Annotated in this window: 15 protein-coding genes; 11 read left to right on the top strand and 4 right to left on the bottom strand. The window is 60.5% G+C overall.

Annotation, left to right across the window (positions count from 1 at the left end; genetic code table 11):
- Positions 1 to 8 precede the first annotated feature (8 nt).
- The 5 genes from ABWL43_RS08820 to ABWL43_RS08840 all read left to right on the top strand — a co-directional run bounded on the left by ABWL43_RS08820 (position 9) and on the right by ABWL43_RS08840 (position 9,592).
- Positions 9 to 3,071 (top strand): efflux RND transporter permease subunit, encoded by a 3,063-nt coding sequence (locus tag ABWL43_RS08820; protein ID WP_404487442.1) that lies wholly within the window; start codon positions 9 to 11, stop codon positions 3,069 to 3,071.
- Between the two features lie 4 nt (positions 3,072 to 3,075).
- On the top strand, positions 3,076 to 6,201 hold the full coding sequence (locus tag ABWL43_RS08825; protein ID WP_262210693.1) for an efflux RND transporter permease subunit: 3,126 nt from the start codon (positions 3,076 to 3,078) through the stop codon (positions 6,199 to 6,201).
- Positions 6,198 to 7,610, top strand: a complete 1,413-nt coding sequence (locus ABWL43_RS08830; protein WP_262210692.1) for an efflux transporter outer membrane subunit — start codon at positions 6,198 to 6,200, stop codon at positions 7,608 to 7,610. Before ABWL43_RS08825 ends, ABWL43_RS08830 begins: the two co-directional genes overlap by 4 nt.
- 557 nt (positions 7,611 to 8,167) lie before the next feature.
- Positions 8,168 to 9,073 (top strand): DUF808 domain-containing protein, encoded by a 906-nt coding sequence (locus tag ABWL43_RS08835; RefSeq protein WP_262210691.1) that lies wholly within the window; start codon positions 8,168 to 8,170, stop codon positions 9,071 to 9,073.
- 147 nt (positions 9,074 to 9,220) lie between these two features.
- Positions 9,221 to 9,592, top strand: a complete 372-nt coding sequence (locus ABWL43_RS08840; protein WP_262210690.1) for a DUF805 domain-containing protein — start codon at positions 9,221 to 9,223, stop codon at positions 9,590 to 9,592.
- A gap of 64 nt (positions 9,593 to 9,656) precedes the next feature.
- Here the strand turns inward: ABWL43_RS08840 and ABWL43_RS08845 are convergent, their stop codons facing one another.
- Complete coding sequence (locus tag ABWL43_RS08845; RefSeq protein ID WP_145164999.1) at positions 9,657 to 10,445, bottom strand: VacJ family lipoprotein; 789 nt, start codon at positions 10,443 to 10,445, stop codon at positions 9,657 to 9,659.
- Positions 10,438 to 11,736, bottom strand: coding sequence for a serine/threonine protein kinase (locus ABWL43_RS08850; RefSeq protein WP_106576749.1), 1,299 nt, complete (start codon positions 11,734 to 11,736; stop codon positions 10,438 to 10,440). Before ABWL43_RS08850 ends, ABWL43_RS08845 begins: the two co-directional genes overlap by 8 nt.
- Before the next feature lie 235 nt (positions 11,737 to 11,971).
- Here ABWL43_RS08850 and ABWL43_RS08855 point away from each other — a divergent pair, with 235 nt between their 5' ends.
- Positions 11,972 to 12,340: a hypothetical protein gene (locus tag ABWL43_RS08855; RefSeq protein WP_106576748.1), complete on the top strand. Its 369-nt coding sequence runs from the start codon at positions 11,972 to 11,974 to the stop codon at positions 12,338 to 12,340.
- 90 nt (positions 12,341 to 12,430) lie between these two features.
- On the opposite strand, the gene ABWL43_RS08860 is transcribed toward ABWL43_RS08855, so the two are convergent.
- The gene (locus ABWL43_RS08860) at positions 12,431 to 13,984 is read right to left on the bottom strand and encodes a glycosyl hydrolase family 17 protein (protein ID WP_404487444.1); all 1,554 of its coding nucleotides are present in this window, start codon (positions 13,982 to 13,984) and stop codon (positions 12,431 to 12,433) included.
- A 331-nt stretch (positions 13,985 to 14,315) separates the two neighbouring features.
- Between ABWL43_RS08860 and ABWL43_RS08865 the strand changes: the two genes are divergently transcribed.
- The 3 genes from ABWL43_RS08865 (at position 14,316) to ABWL43_RS08875 (ending at position 17,419) form a co-directional block, all read left to right on the top strand.
- Positions 14,316 to 15,167 carry a glycine betaine ABC transporter substrate-binding protein gene (locus tag ABWL43_RS08865; protein ID WP_145164995.1) on the top strand — a complete coding sequence of 284 codons (852 nt, stop codon included), beginning with the start codon at positions 14,316 to 14,318 and terminating at the stop codon, positions 15,165 to 15,167.
- Between the two features lie 285 nt (positions 15,168 to 15,452).
- Positions 15,453 to 15,764, top strand: a complete 312-nt coding sequence (locus ABWL43_RS08870; RefSeq protein WP_106576745.1) for a DUF485 domain-containing protein — start codon at positions 15,453 to 15,455, stop codon at positions 15,762 to 15,764.
- Complete coding sequence (locus tag ABWL43_RS08875) at positions 15,761 to 17,419, top strand: cation acetate symporter (protein WP_145164993.1); 1,659 nt, start codon at positions 15,761 to 15,763, stop codon at positions 17,417 to 17,419. Before ABWL43_RS08870 ends, ABWL43_RS08875 begins: the two co-directional genes overlap by 4 nt.
- A 219-nt stretch (positions 17,420 to 17,638) precedes the next feature.
- Here the strand turns inward: ABWL43_RS08875 and gltA are convergent, their stop codons facing one another.
- Entirely contained in the window at positions 17,639 to 18,928 is a 1,290-nt protein-coding gene (gltA, locus tag ABWL43_RS08880) for a citrate synthase (RefSeq protein ID WP_078047629.1), read from the bottom strand.
- A 365-nt stretch (positions 18,929 to 19,293) separates the two neighbouring features.
- Between gltA and sdhC the strand changes: the two genes are divergently transcribed.
- Both sdhC and sdhD read left to right on the top strand, forming a co-directional pair.
- Positions 19,294 to 19,668 carry a succinate dehydrogenase, cytochrome b556 subunit gene (sdhC, locus tag ABWL43_RS08885; RefSeq protein WP_106576743.1) on the top strand — a complete coding sequence of 125 codons (375 nt, stop codon included), beginning with the start codon at positions 19,294 to 19,296 and terminating at the stop codon, positions 19,666 to 19,668.
- Positions 19,662 to 20,030 (top strand): succinate dehydrogenase, hydrophobic membrane anchor protein, encoded by a 369-nt coding sequence (gene sdhD, locus ABWL43_RS08890; protein WP_003172805.1) that lies wholly within the window; start codon positions 19,662 to 19,664, stop codon positions 20,028 to 20,030. Before sdhC ends, sdhD begins: the two co-directional genes overlap by 7 nt.
- Position 20,031 lies beyond the last annotated feature (1 nt).

Raw genomic sequence — 20,031 nt, forward strand, 5'->3', positions numbered from 1 at the left:
CGCCGAGCATGAATATTTCGCGGCCCTTTATCGAACGCCCGGTGGCCACCACGCTGATGATGGTCGCGGTGTTGCTGCTCGGCCTGTTGGGTTACCACTTGCTGTCGGTGTCGGCGCTGCCGGAGGTGGATTACCCGACCATCCAGGTGTTCACCCAATACCCCGGTGCCAGCCCGGACGTGGTCAGCTCGTCGATTACCGCGCCGCTGGAGCGCCAGCTCGGCGAAATGCCGGGGCTCAAGTCGATGAACTCGACCAGCTCGGACGGCGCTTCGGTGGTGACCCTGCAATTCGATTTGTCGCTGTCGCTGGACGTGGCCGAACAGGAAGTGCAGGCGGCGATCAACGCGGCGGGCACCTTCCTGCCGGCCAACCTGCCGTACCCGCCGGTGTACAGCAAGGTCAACCCGGCGGATGCGCCGGTGCTGACCCTGTCGTTGACCTCCGACGTGTTGCCGCTGACCAAGGTCGAAGACCTGGCCGACACGCGCCTGGCACAGAAAATCTCGCAGATCACCGGCGTCGGCCTGGTCACCATCAGTGGCGGCCAGCGCCCGGCGGTGCGGGTCGAGGCCAACACCTCGGCGCTGAATAGCCTCGGCCTGTCACTGGATGACCTGCGCACCTCGCTCGGTACGGCCAACGTCAACCAGGCCAAGGGCAATATCGATGGCAAGTTCCAGGCCTATTCCATTGGCGCCAACGACCAACTGCAGTCGGCCGAGGAATACCGCGACCTGGTGATTGCCTACAAAAATGGCGCGCCGATTCGCCTGTCGCAGATCGCCAGTTCCACCCAGGGCGCGGAAAACCCCCGCCAGGCTGCGTGGACCAATGACGCGCCATCCATCGTGCTGAATATCCAGCGCCAGCCCGGCGCCAACGTGATCGAAGTGGTCGACCGTGTGCAGCAGCTGCTGCCCAAATTACGCGCCAGCCTGCCGGGCACCTTGAAGGTCGCGGTGCTCACCGACCGCACCCAGACCATCCGCGCCTCGGTCACCGATGTGCAGTACGAGCTGGGGCTGGCGATTTTGCTGGTGGTGATCGTGATCTTCATCTTCCTGCGCAATATCCCGGCCACGATCATTCCGGCCGTGACCATCCCGCTGACGCTGATCGGCACCCTGGCGGTGGCCTACGCGCTGGGCTTTTCCCTGAACAACCTGACGTTGATGGCATTGACCATCGCCATCGGTTTTGTGGTCGATGACGCCATCGTCATGATCGAAAACATCACGCGCTACCTGGAGGCCGGCGACACGCCGTTGCAAGCGGCGCTCAAGGGCGCGGAGCAGATTGGCTTCACCATTATCTCGCTGTCCATCGCGCTGATTGCGGTGATGATCCCGCTGCTGTTCATGGGCGATGTGGTCGGGCGGTTGTTCCGCGAATTCGCCATGACCGTGGCGGTGACCATCGTGATTTCGGCGGTGATTTCACTGACGCTGACGCCAATGATGTGCGCGCGCATGCTCAAGTCCAAGCATGAAGAGCGCCGCCCGGACTTCTTCGACCGCATCAACAACCACTATGTGCGCGGCCTGGATTGGGTGTTGGCGCACCGCACCTTGACGCTGATCTCGGTGGTGCTCACCGCCGCGCTGACCTTGTTCACCTTGGTGATCATGCCCAAGGGCTTTTTTCCCGATCAGGACACCGGCCTGATCCAGGGCATTTCCCAGGCCTCGCCGACTATCTCGTTCCAGCAGATGCAGGTTGAACAGCAACGCCTGGCCGCACGTATCCTCAAGGACCCGGCGGTGCAAAGCCTGTCGTCGTTCGTCGGTATCGACCAGACCAACCCGACCATCAACCAGGGCAACTTGCTGATCAACCTTAAGGCCCGTGGCGAGCGAGACAGCGCCACCGAAGTGATCCGCCGTCTGGCCGATGCGAATGCCGACGACGCCGGCATCCGCCTGTACCTGCACTCGGTGCAGGACCTGACCCTGGACGCCACGGTGTCCACCACCAGTTACCGCCTGGGCCTGCAAGCCACCGACCCGGATGAGCTGGAGCAGTGGACCACCAAGTTGCTCGCCGCGATCAAGCAAGACCCGATGTTCACCGACGTGCAAAGCCAGGCCATGCAGTTTGGCAACCAGATCAAGCTGACCTTCGACCGCGCCACCGCCTCGCGCCTGGGGATTACCCCGCAGGCCATCGACGATGTGCTCTACGACGCGTTTGGCCAGCGCCAGGTCTCGACCATTTACACCCAGCTCAACCAGTACCACGTGGTGATCGCCACCGACCACCCGCCGCGCAATTTGCCGGACTTGCTCACCGGTTTGTACGTGGACATTCCCGGCGGTGGCGTGGCGCCGCTGTCGAGCATGGCGACCCTGGAGGTGGTGCGTTCGCCGGTCACCATCAACCGCCTGGGGCAGTTTCCCTATGCGGACGTGTCGTTCAACCTCGCGCCCGGCCAGACGCTGGGCGCAGCGGTGACGCGGCTGCAGGACATTGAAGCCAAAGTCGGCCTGCCGTTGTCGGTGCAAGCCAATCTTGAAGGTGCGGCGGCGACGTTCCAGGCATCGCTGTCCAACCAGGTGTTTCTGGTGTTGGCGGCGATTGTGGTGGTGTACCTGATGCTGGGCATTCTGTACGAGAGCTTCGTGCACCCGGTGACCATCCTGTCGACCCTGTTGTCGGCGGCCCTCGGCGCGTTGCTGGCGTTGCTGGTGACGGGCACGCAGTTCGACATCATCGGCCTGATCGGCATTGTGTTGCTGATCGGCATCGTCATGAAAAACGGCATCATGATGGTCGACTTCGCGCTGGAGCTTCTACGCGAGGGCAGCTTGAGCCCGGTGGAAGCGATTCGCCAGGCGGCGGAGCTGCGCTTTCGGCCGATCCTGATGACCAGCATGGCCTCGCTGTTCGGCGCGGTGCCGTTGGCGCTGGGCACCGGCATCGGCTCGGAGCTGCGCCACCCGCTGGGCATCGCGATTATCGGCGGGCTGTTGCTCAGTCAGTTGCTCACGCTGTTTTCCACGCCGGTGATCTTCCTCGCCATGCACGGCCTGGGGCAGCGTTTCAGCCGTCGCCCGGTGGCGCTGGAATGATGCGATGAACCTCAGCGCGCCGTTTATCCATCGCCCGATTGCCACCACGCTGCTGGCGGCCGGGCTGGCGTTGTTTGGTGTGCTGGCCTTCAACCTGTTGCCGGTGGCGCCGTTGCCGGAAGTGGATTTCCCCACCATCAGCGTCAGCGCCTCATTACCTGGCGCCGACCCGACCACCGTCGCCAGCTCCGTGGCCACGCCGCTGGAGCGCCAGTTCGGGCAGATCGCCGGGGTCACGCAAATGACCTCCGCCAGCAGCCTCGGCTCGACGCGCATCACTATGCAGTTTGATCTGAGCCGCGACATCGACGGCGCCGCGCGGGACGTGCAGGCGGCGATCAACGCCGCGCGCAGTAACTTGCCCAGCGACTTGTCCGGCAACCCGACCTACCGCAAGGTCAACCCGGCCGATTCGCCGATCCTGATCATCAGCCTGACCTCCGACAGCGCCACGCCGGGGCAGATGTATGACGCCGCCTCGACGGTACTCGAACAACGCCTGTTGCAGACCACTGGCGTCGGCGACGTCACGGTGGGCGGCGGCGCATTGCCGGCGGTGCGCATTGAGCTGAACCCGGACCGGCTGAACCAGTACGGCGTGAGCCTGGAGCAGGTGCGCCAGGTCATCGGCGCCTCCAACGCCAACCTGCCCAAGGGCAATGTGGCGGTGGGCGATCGCTCGTATGGCATTGGCGCGAATGACCAGTTGCTCGACAGCAACGATTACGGGCCGCTGGTGGTCAAGGCCAGTAACGGCGACCTGATCCACATTGCCGACCTCGGTTACGTGCGCGAAGACGTGCAGGACCTGCGCAACTTCGGCCTGTCCAACGGCAAGCCGGCGGTGCTGCTGGTGGTGTTCAAGCAGCCGGGCGCCAACGTGATCGACACGGTGGACGCGGTGAAAGCGTCGCTGCCGTTTTTGCAAAGCTCGATCCCGGCGTCGATCAAGCTCAACCTGTTGATGGATCGCACCACCACCATTCGTGCGTCGTTGCATGACGTGGAAGTGACCTTGCTGGCCTCGATCCTGCTGGTGACGCTGGTGACCTTCGGCTTCTTCCGCGACTGGCGCAGCACTCTGGTGCCGGCTGTGGTGGTGCCGTTGTCGTTGCTTGGCACCTTTGGCGCGATGTACTTCCTCGGCTACAGCCTGAATAACCTGTCGTTGATGGCGCTGACCATTTCCACCGGCTTTGTGGTCGACGATGCGATCGTGGTGGTGGAAAACATCATGCGTCACCTGGAGCGCGGCAAGACGCGGGTGGAAGCCGCGCTGGCCGGGGCGCAGGAAGTCGGTTTTACGGTGCTGACCATCAGCGTGTCGCTGGTGGCGGTGTTTATTCCGTTGCTGCTGATGGGCGGGATTGTCGGGCGGCTGTTTCGCGAGTTCTCGGTGTCGCTGTCGGTGGCCATCGTCATCTCGATGGTGATTTCGCTGACGGTGACGCCGATGCTCGCCAGCGTGCTGCTGCGCGCGCCCAAGGAAATCCGCGAAGGCAATGAGCACCCGGACTCACGCTTTCACCGCTTCTACGACCGCACGCTGGGCTGGGTGATCGAGCACTCGATCCTGATGGGCGTGGTGACGGTGCTGGTGATCGTGCTCGCGGGCGTGCTGTACGTGCTGGTGCCCAAGGGCTTCTTTCCCCAGGAAGACACCGGCCGCCTGCAGGGCAGCATCATCGCGGCGCAGAGTATTTCCTACGGGGCGATGCAAAAGGACTTCACCCAGATCAACCACAAGGTCATGCAAAACCCCAATGTGGAAACTGCTGCCGGGTTTGTCGGCGGCGGTGGCGGTGGCGGCGGGGCGGTCAACAGTGCGCAGCTGTTTGTGCTGCTCAAGCCGATTGATCAGCGCAAGGACAGTGCTGTCGATGTGATCGGCCAGATCCGCCGCAGCCTCGGCGATCTGCCTGGCACCAAGCTGTTTTTGCAGGCCGCCCAGGACATCACCGTGGGCGGCCGACAAAGCGGCGCGCAGTACCAATACACGCTGACTGCCGACGACCAGCAATCCCTGGATGAATGGGTGCCCAAGGTGGTGGAGGTGCTGCATAAGTTGCCGCAACTCACCGACTTGAACACCGACCAGCAAGACAACAGTCTATTGGCCAATGTGAGCATCAACCGCGACACCGCCGCGCGGCTCGGCGTGGGCATGTCGGCGGTGGATCAGACGCTGTACGACGCGTTCGGCCAGCGTCAGGTCTCGACCCTTTACCGCGCCGCCAACCAGTACCACGTGGTGATGGAAATCGCCCCGCAGTACTGGACCGACCCTCAAGCGCTCAAGGGGATTTATGTGCCGGCCGGCAACACCGCAGTGGCGGCCAAAGGCACCACCGCCGCGCCGAACCTGACCGCACCCACGACGTTGGTGCCGCTGTCTGCGCTGGCCGATAACAGCATCTCGCGCACGGCGATTTCGATCAGCCACCAAGGCACTTTTCCGGCCGTGACCGTCTCGTTCAACCTCGCCCCCGGCACCTCGATCGGCCAGGCCACCGCGCTGGTGGAGGACGCGGTGAAACAGCTGCGCATGCCGGCCAGCGTCACCGGCCAGTTTGCCGGCACGGCCCAGGTGTTCCAGTCGTCGGTGGCCAGCGAGCCGCTGCTGATCGTCGCCGCATTGCTCTCGGTGTACATCGTGTTGGGCATTCTGTATGAAAACCTGATGCACCCGCTGACTATCCTTTCCACCTTGCCCTCGGCGGGCGTCGGCGCGTTGATCGCCTTGCTGCTGACCGGCACCGAACTGTCGATCATCGCGCTGGTGGGCGTGATCCTGTTGATCGGCATCGTGAAGAAGAACGCAATCATGATGATCGACTTCGCGATCACCGAACGGCGGGAGTTCGGCCTCACGGCCAAGGAAGCGATCCGGCGCGCCTGCCTGATCCGCTTCCGGCCGATCATGATGACAACGCTGGCGGCGATTCTCGGCGCGCTGCCGCTGGTGCTCGGCTCAGGTTATGGCTCGGAACTGCGCCGGCCGTTGGGGATTTCGATTATTGGTGGGCTGTTGTTCAGCCAGGTGCTGACGCTCTACACCACTCCGGTGATTTACCTCTGGCTCGACCGGGCGTCTCAGCGCCTGGGGCGGCACAAGGAAGCAAGGTCATGAAACTCAGATATAGCGTGCTGTTGGCCAGCCTGGTGCTGGGGGGCTGCATGGTGGGGCCGGATTATCAGAAACCGGCGATGGAACTGCCACAGTCGTTCAAGGAGGGCGCGCAGTGGCAGCGCGCGGTCTCCAACCCCCAAGGGGCGTTGGACAGCCAGTGGTGGCTGGCCTATCAGGACCCGGTGCTCAATGACTTGGTGGCGCGTTCGGCCAAGGCCAACCAGTCGATCATTGCGGCTGAGGCGGCGTATCGGTTGGCCCAGGCGCAGGTGGCATCGAGCCGCGCCGGGTTGTGGCCGACGGTGGGCGTGGGCTTGTCCGGTTCGCGTGGCGAGGGCGGCGACGGCAGCACGTCCAGCACCACCACCGCATCGACCGGGGTGAAGAACAGTGTCAGCGCCACCTTGACCGCAAGCTGGGAGCCGGATTTGTGGGGTGAAGTGCGCCGGGGCATCGAATCGAGCCAGGCCACAGCCCAGCAATCGGATGCGTTGCTGGCCGGTGTGCGGTTGTCGATCAGTTCCAGCGTGGCGAGTAATTACCTGGCGTTGCGGCAGATGGATATCGATGTGCGCCTGTTGCAACAGCAGCAGACCATCAATCAGCAATTGCTCGACATGATCCAGGCGCAGTTCACCCAGGGCGTGGCGACCAATGACCAGTTGCTGGTGGCTCAGGATCAATTGACCACCTCGATAGCCGGCTTGCAGACCTCGCTGCGTGATCGCGAGCAGTACGAGCATGCCTTGGCGGTGCTGGTGGGCGTGGCGCCGAGTGAGTTCAGCCTTGCGCCACGGACTGATTTTGCATTCGTGGTGCCACGGCCACCGTTGACCTTGGCCTCGACTTTGTTGCAACGCCGGCCTGATGTGGTTGCGGCCGAGCGCTCGGCGGCGGCGGCGAATGCCAAGATCGGCGTGGCGCAGGCGGCGTTTTTCCCCACTCTCGACCTCACGGCTCAACTGGGTTATCGCGGCAGTGCGCTGGGTGGGTTGTTTTCGTTGCCCAACCGCATCTGGACGTTGGGCCCGGCGTTGGCGGAGACGATTTTTGATGGCGGCGCGCGCGAGGCGGCGGTCAAGCAGGCTGAGGCCAGTTATGACCAGATCGCCGCCAGCTACCGGGGCACGGTGTTGAGTGCCTTGCAGAATGTCGAGGACAATTTGTCGGCGATCAATCATCTGCAAACTCAGGCAGATGCCTTCCAGCAGGTGTACCAGCGCAATCAGCAGTTGTTCGGCAGTCAGCAAGCGCAGTTGCGTGCGGGCACTGTCAGTCGGGAGACGGTGTTGACTCAGCAATTGGTGTTGCTGCAGGCGGAGCAGAATTTGCGTGATACGCAGGGGCAGTTGAGCCAGGGCAGTGTGGCGCTGATCCAGAGCCTGGGCGGTGGTTGGCAGGCGCCCTGATGAGTTGATTCACCGCAATCAAACTGTGGGAGCTGGCTTGCCTGCGACAGCGACCTCCGAGCTGCCCAGTATCTTGCTGACCTGGCACATTCCAATTGTGGGAGCGGGCTTGCTCGCGAAGGCGGTCTGCCGGTTGGCAGGGATGTCTAGTCGGAGTACATATCCATTCCTTCGGTAACGGCCACTTAGGGTTCCGCTCTTACAGCGGCTCACTTTTTGAAGGACCAAAAAGTAAGCAAAAAGTCCTCGCCCCACCACTCGGCACCTCGCTCACGCTTCGGTGTGCCCGAACGAAGGCTTGAATCCGTGGGCCGCCGCGATGGGCCATCCATGGCCCAGCGCGGCTAACCCGGCGTCCTGCCGGGTTGCCCACGGATTCAAGCCTGCGTTCGGCCAGCGTGGTTGACGGGGCGACTCAGATCAAAAGCAAAAGCAGAGCAAAAGCAAAAGCAGAGCAAAAGCCAGATCAACAGCAATCCTTCACGCAGCGGAAACCTATATTCCCTCATGGTCGCCGCGTTATATTCGCGGCACTTTACTTACAGGATGACCGCGTCATGGCAGGAAGCAGCTTACTGGTACTGATCGACGACATCGCCGCCGTCCTCGACGATGTGGCGTTGATGACCAAAGTGGCCGCCAAGAAGACTGCCGGGGTGCTCGGCGATGACTTGGCGTTGAATGCCCAGCAGGTCTCCGGGGTACGGGCCGAGCGGGAGATCCCGGTGGTGTGGGCGGTGGCCAAGGGCTCGTTTCTCAACAAGTTGATTCTGGTGCCTGCGGCGCTGTTGATCAGCGCGTTTGCGCCGTGGGCGGTCACGCCGTTGTTGATGCTGGGCGGGGCTTATCTGTGTTTCGAGGGCTTTGAGAAGCTCGCGCATAGCTTCATACACAAGCGCACTGAGGAACAGGCGCACTTGGTCGAAGCGGTGGCGGACCCGGCGACTGACTTGGTTGCGTTTGAGAAGGACAAGATCAAGGGCGCGATCCGTACCGACTTCATTCTGTCGGCGGAAATCATCGCCATCACCCTCGGCACGGTCGCCGATGCACCGTTGATGCAGCAGGTAATCGTGCTGTCGGGCATCGCCATTGTGATGACCATCGGCGTTTACGGCCTGGTCGCCGGTATCGTCAAGCTCGATGACCTCGGCCTGTGGCTGACCCAAAAGCCCGGCCAGGCCGCGCGCAGCATCGGCGGGGCGATTCTGCGCGCCGCGCCTTACATGATGAAAAGCCTGTCGGTGATCGGCACGGCGGCGATGTTCATGGTCGGTGGCGGGATTCTCACCCACGGCGTGCCGGTAGTGCATCACTGGATTGAGACGGTGAGCCAGAGCGTCGGCGCCATGGCGTGGCTGATGCCGACGCTGCTCAATGCGGTGGCCGGGATTATTGCGGGGGCGGTAGCGTTGGTGGTGGTTCAAATCTTCGAGAAAATTTGGCACGCAGTAAGACATTGACAGGTGTTTGCCAGGGCGTGTGAGTCAGTCTAGTCGCAGCGCTTTAGGCTTTTCCCTACAGAGGACCAATTCAATCCTTCCTAAGATCTGCGGCTCTGTTTGGCCTATCCAGGCGTTTTACAGAGTCTGTTAATCAGGGAGTTTTAAATGAATTGGTATCTGGACGCACTGAAGAAATCATTTGTATTCGAGGGGCGGTCGAGCAGGAGAGCTTTCTGGTATTTTCAGTTGGTTGATAAGGTAATTGAAGGGGCATACATAGCTATTTGCTGGTGGTTTTTTGAAGAATGGATAAAAACTACCTTGGGTATTGGCTTGGGTTATTTGCTGCTGACGCTGCCTGCCAGGGTCACTCTGTTATGCCGAAGGCTCACCGATAACGGCATCAGCCAGGTCAACTCGTTCTGGACGTTGTTGCCTTTTGTCGGGTCGCTCTTCTGGGTTGGTTTTGGGTTATGGCCGGGCGCTAAAGAACAATCTGCCAGTCGCTCTGTGGATACGTCACGTACTGCTGAGTGATGTTGGAGCACAAACAAAAAAGCCACTCATTTAGGTGAGTGGCTTTTTTGTATCTGCAGGGCGTTTACTCGGCAATCTGCAACTTGCGCGATTCGGTGTAGATGTAGCGCACCTTTTCATACTCGAACGGCGAGTTCATCTGACCGTAGCGGAAGCTGGTCTGGTAGCGCTTGTCGACAGCGCGCAGGGCCCAGATTTCCGGGTGGTTTTCGCTGACCTTGGACACGTTGAGGAAGTTGATCTCGGTTTCCGCGCCATAGTCGACGATCAGGCCGGTGGTATCGCGCAGGTTCGACGGGCCGAAGATCGGCAGCACCAGGTAGGCGCCGCCAGGCACGCCGTAGAAGCCCAAGGTTTGACCGAAGTCTTCGCTCTGACGCGGCAGGCCCATGGCGGTGGCTGGGTCCCACAGGCCGGCGACGCCAATGGTGGTGTTGAGCAGCAGGCGCCCGGTGGTTTCCAGGGAGCGATGGCCCTTGAGCTGCAGCAGGCTGTTCAACAGGTTGGGCACATCGCCCAGGTTGTTGAAGAAGTTGCTCACGCCGGTGCGCAGGAAGCTCGGGGTGACATAGCGGTAGCCGTCAACCACGGGCAGGAACACCCACTGGTCGAAGCGATAGTTGAAGTGGTACACGCGGCGGTTCCACGACTCCAGCGGGTCATACACGTTGAGCGCGGTCAGCGATGAACGCTCGAACTCGCGCTGGTCCAGGCCCGGGTTGAACTTGAGCTTGGTCAGCGGCTCCTTGAAGCCGTCGGCGTCGACCTTGACCGGTTCATGCGCCTTGCTGTTGTCGGCATTGGCGACGCCCGCGCACATCAGGGCGGCGAGCAGCAGAAGATATTTAGCCACGGAAGAACTCCAGCATGGCGTCGGCGTTGACGCGGTAATTAAGGTTGCCGCAGTGGCCGCCCAGCGGGTAGACGGTCAAGCGATCGCCGAAGGTTTTACGCAGGAAACCGAGGTCGCCAGGGCCGAGGATCACGTCGTCGGCGTTGTGCATCACCGCGATTTTCGGGCTGCTGTGCAGGTAGTCCTTGAGCGCGTACAGGCTCACCTGGTCAACCAGTTGCAGCAGGCTGCCGCCGTCGGAACGCGCGCGCCACATGGGGATCACTTGTTCGGTGAGGTAGCAGTCGAAGTCGCATTGCAGCGCACGCTTGAGGAACGGCGTGAGGCTGGTGCCTTCGGTGATCGGGTACTTAGGCGGAATGATCAGACCGCGGCGGTTGATCAGGTCCGAGGTAAAGGCAATGTCGGCCGCCGAGAAGCGGAACGAGGTGCCGATCAGCATCGCCATTTGTTCGTTGGTCAGGTGCTGCTTGGAGTTCTGGAAGTCGTAGAGCAGGGCGTCATTGAGGTCGATGTAGCCCTTTTGCTGGAAGTAGCGGGTCAGCTTGCTCAGCACCAGCTCATAGAAGGTGGTGGTGTTGTTGATGCCTTTGACCTCGGTCTGTACCAGCTTGTCGAGGTTGGTGATCGAGGTGTAGAGGTTGACCGGCGGGTTGAGCAGCAGCACCTTTTTGAAGTTGAAGCTGCGACGGGTCTCGTCGAGCTTGCTGACAAACGCCGCATCCAGGGCGCCGAGGCTGTAGCCGGTGAGGTAGAAGTCGGTCACCGGCAGCGAGGCGTTCTGCGCGCGCACGGCTTGCATCACGCGGTACATGTCCTCGGCGTCTTCCTGGGTGATCCCCGGGGTCGCGAAGCGCGAGGCGGCGCTGATGAAATCGAAGCTGGTTGGCGACGACAGCTGCACCACGTGGTAGCCGGCCTGGTAATAGAGTTTTTTCAGGTATTCGTTGATGCTGCTGTCAAATCGCGCGCCGGTGCCCGCGATCAGGAAGATCAGCGGCGCGGCGTGGTCTTGTTTGGCGATGCGATAGGTAAGTTTCTTCACCGCCCAGAAGTTGTCCGGCAGGCTGAACTCGCGCTCGGGGCGCATGTTCAGCGTGTAGTCGGACTGGTTGATCTCGTCGTCGGTCGGCAATTTAGGCCGAAGGTCAGGCGGGGTGGTCGCAATGGTCGCTTCGAACGGGTTGGTCAAAGGGTAGCCATAGCTGGCTTGGTCGATGTCGACGGCCAGTGCTGACGCACTCAAAAATAGGCTGCCCAGCAAGGCAGCACAGCGCAAGGAACGGAGCATGACTTAATCCCTAAGAGGAAACGTGCTGAATGAAGTTCGCAGGCTATGACCACCGCGTTGCCACCGAAGTGCCAGCTCTCGGCACTAAAAGTCGGAAAAAAGCCACGGAATCGGGGTAATAGTAGCCAGAAGATACACTTTGCGAGGCATGGATGAATACTTATCTGTGCACACCGCTTGCTAACGGCCGCCGTGGGATTAAGCTGAGCGCCGTTTTTGTCTATCGGAGTGCCCCATGTCCCGTCGTTTGCCGCTGATCCTGCTGCTTATTGCCTTGCCTTTATGGCTGGCCGCCAGTTATGGCGCACGTTACGGTTTTATGGAGGATGGCCAGTGGGTCGGCATCTGCGCCGATGAGGCCAGCCGTTGGGAATGCCAGTTGCGTTCGAACCTGGGGTTGATGATTCACTTCAAGGTCTTGGGCTGGGCGGCGTTGGTTACATCGGTGCTGGGATTTTTTGTGCCGGGGCGTGCCGGATGGGGCCTGGCCGTGTTGGGGATGGTGTTCGGCTTGCCGGCGCTGGCGTTGTACAACACCACGTTTGCGGTGTTTGCGGTGGTGATTGCAGGGCTGCGGTTGGTCAGGAAGCCGCGGGCTGCCTGACAGGGCCTCTTCGCGAGCAAGCCCACTCCCACATTTTGACCGCGTGAATTGGGCCTTAAGGTGGGAGCTGGCTTGCCTGCGATGGCGGTCTTAGGCCTTGCGCACGCGCAAGCAACGCCACAAGGCTACAACCATCAGCACACTCACGATTGCCCAACCCCACGCCTGCTGGTTCTGCAACCCTTCGCGATACAGCTGTGGCGCAATGCCTGCGCCAATGATGAAGGCCAGCAGCGCAATCTCCCGACGCGGGCCGGTTACCGGGCGAACCAGGTAAACCAGCGCCGGCAACACCAGCGCCGCACTCGGGAAGCTGCGATAACGCGGGTCAAACACCAGCGCCAGCATCATTACCGCACTGGCAAACCCGGCGATTGCCACCAGCCAGCCCGCGCGTTGCTCCAGCCAGTTAAAGGCCCGCTCACGCCAACCGTCGCGCGCGCTCAGGGCCAGGGCGGCGTGGGCCAGCACCAGCAGGTTCAACACCACCAGCAAGCCTGCCCACACCCATTCATCGTTGAAGCGCGCGGTAACGCGGTTCAGCTCGGCCCAGGTGCCGATGGAACAGGCCGCTACGGCACCGAGCAATGGCAGCATGAGTGCTGCGCGCGTGCTGCGAACGCGCCCGCCAAGTACCAAGGTGCCCAGCAGGATAATTCCGCCCACGCTCAGCCACAGCGGCCAGTACGGCACATTGCTGACCGGCCCGGCGAGGATGCCCTTGTCCTGGCGATCAGCATCAAACAGCCCCCAGTAACCCCCGACCGCGCCTTCGCTGGCGCGTTTCCATGGCTGGTCAAAGGCTTCGATCAGGTTGTAATGCCAGCCATTGGCCTCGGCCATGGCCACAAAGCCGCGCATGAACTTGGCCTCATTGACCCGGCTCGGCACAGCGGTTTCGCGTTGGCGGCCTTCGCTGGGCCAGCCGGTCTCGCCGATCAGCACATCCTTGGGAGCGAACGTGTTGCCGAAAGTCTGACGTACATCACCCACGTGCTTGAGCGCCTGGTCGATGCCCGACGGGTCATCTTCCCAGTACGGCAGCAGGTGAATGGTCAGGAAGTCCACCGCCGGAGCGATTTCCGGGTGCTTGAGCCAGAACTCCCACACGTCGGCATAAGTCACCGGCTGCTTGATCTGGCTTTTGACCTTGTGGATCAGCGTCACCAACTGCTTGGCGGTGACTTCCTTGCGCAGCAGCGCTTCGTTGCCGACGATCACCGAGGTGACCACGTCAGGGTTGGCGTTGGCCGCAGCGATCAACTCGGCGACTTCTTTTTCGGTGGCAACCGGGTCACTGCTGACCCAGGCGCCGGCCATCAACTTCAGCCCATGCTTGCGCGCCAGGTCCGGCAAGGCTTCCAGGCCCGTCATGGAGTAGGTGCGAATGCATTCAAAGCGGGTGGCCAGCAGGGCCAGGTCGGCGTCCATGCGCTCGGGGCGCAGCTTGAAGGGCTGGTCGAACGGCGACTGGTCCTTGTCGAACGGCGTGTACGAGGCGCATTGCATTTTGTGGCTGGCGCTGGCCACGTCCGGCAACACCACGGGCCGGCCGAGGCCGTACCAATAGCCGACAAGGGCAAGTACGCCGAGGATCAGGGCGAAAATATAGGGCAGGGCAGGGAAGCGGGCAGTCGCGGGCATGGTCGGCTTATCTGGGGAGCAAAGGCGCGCATCTTACCCGGATTTAGCCCTTCCCAGTGGGGCCGCATAATTTAGACATGCAAAGTTCGGGCGGGATTTTGCTGCGATGTCCTACAAATCGTCCTGCTGGCGATGTGATGTCGTTTCTTGCTTACCTGAGGTCGCAGTCAGAGCAGGTCCAAGGTCCCGGCAGGTTGATGATCGAAGTGTCAGCACTCCACTGATGTCTGGGCCGCCGGATCGATGCGCGTGACGGGGGCGCGGTGCACCACATAACAACAGGTTGACGTCGCTCGGCATCCGCCGGGCGCAGCACTTTCGGGGAAGTACTATGAAGATGCGACGACTCTTGGGCGCAGCTGCCACTCTGGTAGTTGCGATGAGCTCCACACTGGCCAGCGCCGACAGCAAAACCCTGAGCATCGGTTACGTAGATGGCTGGTCTGACAGCGTTGCCACCACCCACGTGGCGGCAGAGGTGATCAAGGAAAAGCTCGGTTATGACGTGAAACTGCAGGCCGTCGCTACCGGGATCATGTGGCAGGGCGTGGCCACCGGCAAGCTCGACGCCATGCTCTCCGCCTGGCTGCCCGTGACCCATGGTGAGTACTGGGCCAAGAACAAGGACAAGGTGGTCGACTACGGCCCCAACTTCAAGGATGCAAAAATTGGCCTGATCGTGCCGGAGTACGTCAAGGCCAAATCGATTGAAGACCTCAAGACCGACACCACCTTCAAGAACAAGATTGTCGGCATCGACGCCGGTTCAGGCGTGATGCTCAAGACCGACGAAGCGATCAAGGCCTATGGCCTGGACTACAAGCTGCAAGCCAGCTCGGGCGCCGCGATGATTGCCGAACTGACCCGTGCCGAGGACAAACAGGAGTCCATTGCGGTCACCGGTTGGGTGCCACACTGGATGTTCGCCAAGTGGAAACTGCGCTTCCTGGACGATCCAAAAGGAATTTATGGGGCTGCTGAAACCGTCAACAGCATCGGCAGCAAGGGTCTGGAGAAGAAAGCGCCGGAAGTCGCCGCCTTCCTGAAGAAATTCCAGTGGGCCTCCAAGGACGAAATCGGGGAAGTCATGCTCGCAATCCAGGAAGGCGCCAAGCCTGATGCGGCAGCCAAGGATTGGGTCGCCAAACACCCTGAGCGTGTGGCCGAGTGGACTGCCAAATAAAGCACTAACTCTTTAGAAGCCCCACCACAACCTAATGTGGGAGCGGGCTTGCCCGCGAAGGCGGTGTGTCAGTCAGCCCATGTATTGACTGATGCACCGCCTTCGCGAGCAAGCCCGCTCCCACATTTTTTTGCCTGCATTCAGGCTGTTGTTTATTTGTTGGCTTAAAAACTTGCGAAGTTGCTATCTCGTTCTACTACTAAGGTCGTCTGGAACCTGTTCCGCAGCCGCATACAGTGGATATGTTCCAAAATAATAAAAAGCTGTGCTGCGAGGATAAAAACAATGAACGACAGCATTTACCTCTCGATTCAAAACAGCCCGCGTTTCAAGGAGCTGGTGAGAAAAAGGGAAAGGTTCGCCTGGATTCTCTCGGCGATCATGCTAGGGCTTTACTCCGCTTTCATCCTGTTGATTGCCTACGGGCCACAAGTGCTGGGCGCCAAGCTCAGCCCCGGTTCCTCGATTACCTGGGGAATCCCGATCGGGGTCGGGCTGATTGTGTCGGCCTTCATTCTTACCGGCATCTACGTACGACGCGCCAACGGCGAATTCGACGACCTGAACAATGCGATTCTCAAGGAGGCTGCGCAATGATCCGGCGTCTATTGGCTGTATGTGGCGCTTCGATCTTCGCGCCCGCCGTTTGGGCGGCGGATGCCTTGACCGGTGAAGTGCACAAGCAACCGCTGAATATCGCCGCGATCCTGATGTTCGTGGCGTTTGTCGGTGCAACCCTGTGCATCACCTACTGGGCGTCCAAGCGCAACAAATCGGCGGCTGACTACTATGCGGCCGGCGGCAAGATTACCGGCTTCCAGAACGGCCTGGCGATTGCTGGCGACTATATGTCGGCGGCGTCTTTCCTGGGTATTTCCGCGCTGGTGTTCACCTCCGGTTACGACGGCCTGATCTATTCGATCGGCTTCCTGGTGGGTTGGCCGATCATCCTGTTCCTGATCGCCGAGCGCCTGCGTAACCTGGGCAAGTACACCTTTGCCGACGTGGCGTCCTATCGCCTCGGGCAAACCCAGATCCGCAGCCTGTCGGCCTGTGGCTCGCTGGTGGTGGTGGCGTTCTACCTGATCGCGCAGATGGTCGGCGCGGGCAAGCTGATCCAACTGCTGTTCGGCCTGGATTACCACGTTGCGGTGATTCTGGTGGGCATCCTGATGTGCCTGTATGTGTTGTTCGGCGGCATGCTGGCGACCACCTGGGTACAGATCATCAAGGCTGTGCTGTTGCTGTCCGGTGCCTCGTTCATGGCGCTGATGGTGATGAAACACGTCAACTTTGACTTCAACACGCTGTTTGCCGAGGCGATCAAGGTTCACCCTAAAGGTGAAGCGATCATGAGCCCGGGCGGCCTGGTGAAAGACCCGATCTCGGCGTTCTCCCTGGGGCTGGCGCTGATGTTCGGTACTGCTGGCCTGCCGCACATCCTGATGCGCTTCTTCACCGTAAGCGACGCCAAGGAAGCGCGTAAGAGCGTGCTGTATGCCACCGGCTTTATCGGTTACTTCTACATCCTGACCTTTATCATCGGCTTTGGCGCGATCCTGCTGGTCAGCACCAACCCGGCGTTCAAGGACGCGGCAGGCGCCTTGCTCGGCGGCAACAACATGGCGGCGGTGCACCTGGCCAACGCGGTGGGCGGCAGTATTTTCCTGGGCTTCATCTCGGCCGTGGCGTTTGCCACCATTCTGGCAGTGGTTGCCGGCTTGACCCTGGCGGGTGCTTCGGCGGTGTCCCATGACCTGTATGCCAGCGTGATCAAGAAAGGCAAGGCCAACGAGAAGGATGAGATTCGCGTGTCGAAGATCACCACCATCGCCCTGGCGGTGCTGGCAATCGGCTTGGGTATCCTGTTCGAAAGCCAGAACATTGCGTTCATGGTCGGCCTGGCGTTCTCCATTGCCGCCAGCTGTAACTTCCCGGTGCTGCTGCTTTCCATGTACTGGAAAAACCTCACCACCCGTGGCGCGATGATTGGCGGCTGGCTGGGCTTGATCAGTGCCGTTGGCCTGATGATCCTCGGCCCGACCATCTGGGTGTCGATCCTGCACCACGAGAAAGCCATCTTCCCGTACGAATACCCGGCGCTGTTCTCGATGATCATTGCGTTCATCGGCATCTGGTTCTTCTCCATCACCGACAAGTCGGCGGCGGCAGAGAAAGAGCGTGCGCTGTACTTCCCGCAGTTTGTGCGTTCACAAACGGGTCTGGGGGCGAGTGGGGCGGTTAACCACTAAGTGTCGTAACGGTTACAAAAAAAGCCCCGGTCGCGAGATCGGGGCTTTTTTTTGCATTTATTGGTCACTGATACGACAAAACTGTTTCTTAAATCCTGCATCAATAAAAGTGGTTTTCAGCGGGTGAGGGGGGTGGGAGTGATCGGTGTCGACGCGCGTTCGACAGAAACAAATAAGGCCTCCAGAGGAGGCCTTATTCGGTGCAACTAAGCGGTTGGCTTACTTGCGGTCTTCCAGCTTGGTGATGTCACGCGACTCGTAGCCGGTGTACAGCTGGCGCGGGCGGCCAATCTTGTACGGGCTGGAGAGCATTTCTTTCCAGTGGGAGATCCAGCCCACGGTCCGCGCCAGGGCGAAGATCACGGTGAACATGCTGGTGGGAATGCCGATCGCCTTGAGGATGATCCCCGAGTAGAAGTCGACGTTCGGGTACAGCGAGCGCTCGATGAAGTACGGATCGGTCAGCGCGATCTCTTCCAGGCGCATGGCCAGTTCGAGTTGCGGATCGTTCTTGATGCCCAGTTCCTTCAACACTTCGTCGCAGGTCTGCTTCATCACGGTGGCGCGCGGGTCACGGTTCTTGTAGACGCGGTGACCGAAGCCCATCAGCTTGAACGGATCGTTCTTGTCCTTGGCCTTGGCGATGAACTTGTCGATGTTCGAGACATCGCCGATTTCATCGAGCATGGTCAATACGGCTTCGTTCGCACCGCCGTGGGCAGGGCCCCAGAGTGCGGCGATACCGGCGGCGATACAGGCGAACGGATTGGCACCCGAGGAGCCTGCAAGGCGTACGGTCGAGGTGGAGGCGTTCTGCTCGTGGTCGGCGTGGAGGATGAAGATCCGGTCCATGGCCTTGGCGAGCGTCGGGCTGATCGGTTTGATCTCGCACGGGGTGTTGAACATCATGTGCAGGAAGTTTTCCGCGTACGTCAGGTCGTTGCGCGGGTACATCATGGGTTGACCCATGGAGTACTTGTAAACCATTGCGGCCAGGGTTGGCATCTTGGCAACCAGGCGGATCGCGGAGATTTCGCGATGCTGCGGGTTATTGATGTCCAGGGAGTCGTGATAGAAGGCCGACAGGGCGCCAACCACGCCGCACATCACGGCCATCGGGTGGGCGTCGCGACGGAAGCCGTTAAAGAAGGTCTTCAACTGCTCGTGAACCATGGTGTGGTTCTTCACGGTGCTGACAAACTGGGCTTTTTGCTCGGCTGTTGGCAATTCGCCATTTAGTAGCAGGTAGCAGGTTTCGAGGTAGTCCGATTGCTCGGCCAACTGCTCGATCGGGTAGCCCCGGTGCAGCAGAATGCCATTGTCGCCGTCGATATAGGTGATCTTCGACTCGCAAGAGGCGGTCGACATGAAGCCTGGGTCGAAAGTGAAACGGCCCGTGGCCGTCAGGCCCCGTACGTCGATAACATCGGGACCAACGGTGCCGGTTAAAATGGGCAGCTCGACGGGGGCTGCGCCCTCGATGATCAACTGCGCTTTTTTGTCAGCCATGTGGCCTCCTATTTATGCTTCAAATCATCAGACAGACCCCCCACGCAGGGCCCGCACCACTATAGTGAGATAAATTCAGATGTCAATTTGCCTAAAGTCTTGCTCCAGAAGGCTTTAACCGTACTTTTTCGTCGAAATTGACTGCCATTTACGCCTTTTATCCCGCCAGCGCAATCAGCTATTAGGGTGAGGAGCGCGCGTTGTCATTAGTAACCTAACTGTCTATACTCGGCCACCGACCGCCAAGGGCTTTTGGGCTTGCTTTCATTGGGGGTCGCACTCCCTGGGTGGTGCTTACCTGACCAGTCGCACTCCCCAACAACTTTGCCCTGATTGTTAGGGGCTCTTCAGTGTGAAAAAAAGCCGTGAATAGCCAACGACCTGTAAACCTAGACCTAAGGACCATCAAACTCCCCATCACCGGCGTTACGTCGTTCCTGCACCGTGTTTCCGGCATCATCCTGTTCCTGGGCTTGGGCATCATGCTTTATGCATTGAGCAAATCCCTGGGTTCCGAGGAAGGTTTTGCCGAGGTGAAGGCATGCTTGACCAGCCCGCTGGCCAAGTTCGTAGCATGGGGCCTCCTGTCCGCTCTGCTTTATCATCTGGTAGCCGGCGTGCGCCACTTGATCATGGATATGGGCATCGGTGAGACGCTGGAAGGCGGCCGCCTGGGCTCGAAAATCATCATCGCCATTTCCGTGGTGCTGATCGTTCTGGCAGGAGTTTGGATATGGTAACCAGCGTTACGAACCTTTCGCGTTCGGGCCTCTATGACTGGATGGCACAGCGTGTGTCTGCGGTCGTTCTCGCGGCTTATTTCATTTTCCTGATCGGATACCTCGTCGCAAACCCGGGCATCGGCTATGAGCAATGGCACGGCCTGTTTTCCCACAATGCGATGCGAATCTTCAGTCTGCTGGCACTTGTAGCTCTGGGCGCTCACGCCTGGGTCGGCATGTGGACCATCGCGACTGACTACCTGACGCCAATGGCGCTGGGCAAGTCCGCGACTGCAGTCCGTTTCCTCTTCCAGGCAGTATGCGGCGTCGCGATGTTCGCTTACTTCGTCTGGGGTGTGCAGATTCTTTGGGGTATCTGAT

The sequence above is a fragment of the Pseudomonas sp. HT11 genome, assembly GCF_044875395.1.
Classification (GTDB): Bacteria; Pseudomonadota; Gammaproteobacteria; order Pseudomonadales; family Pseudomonadaceae; genus Aquipseudomonas.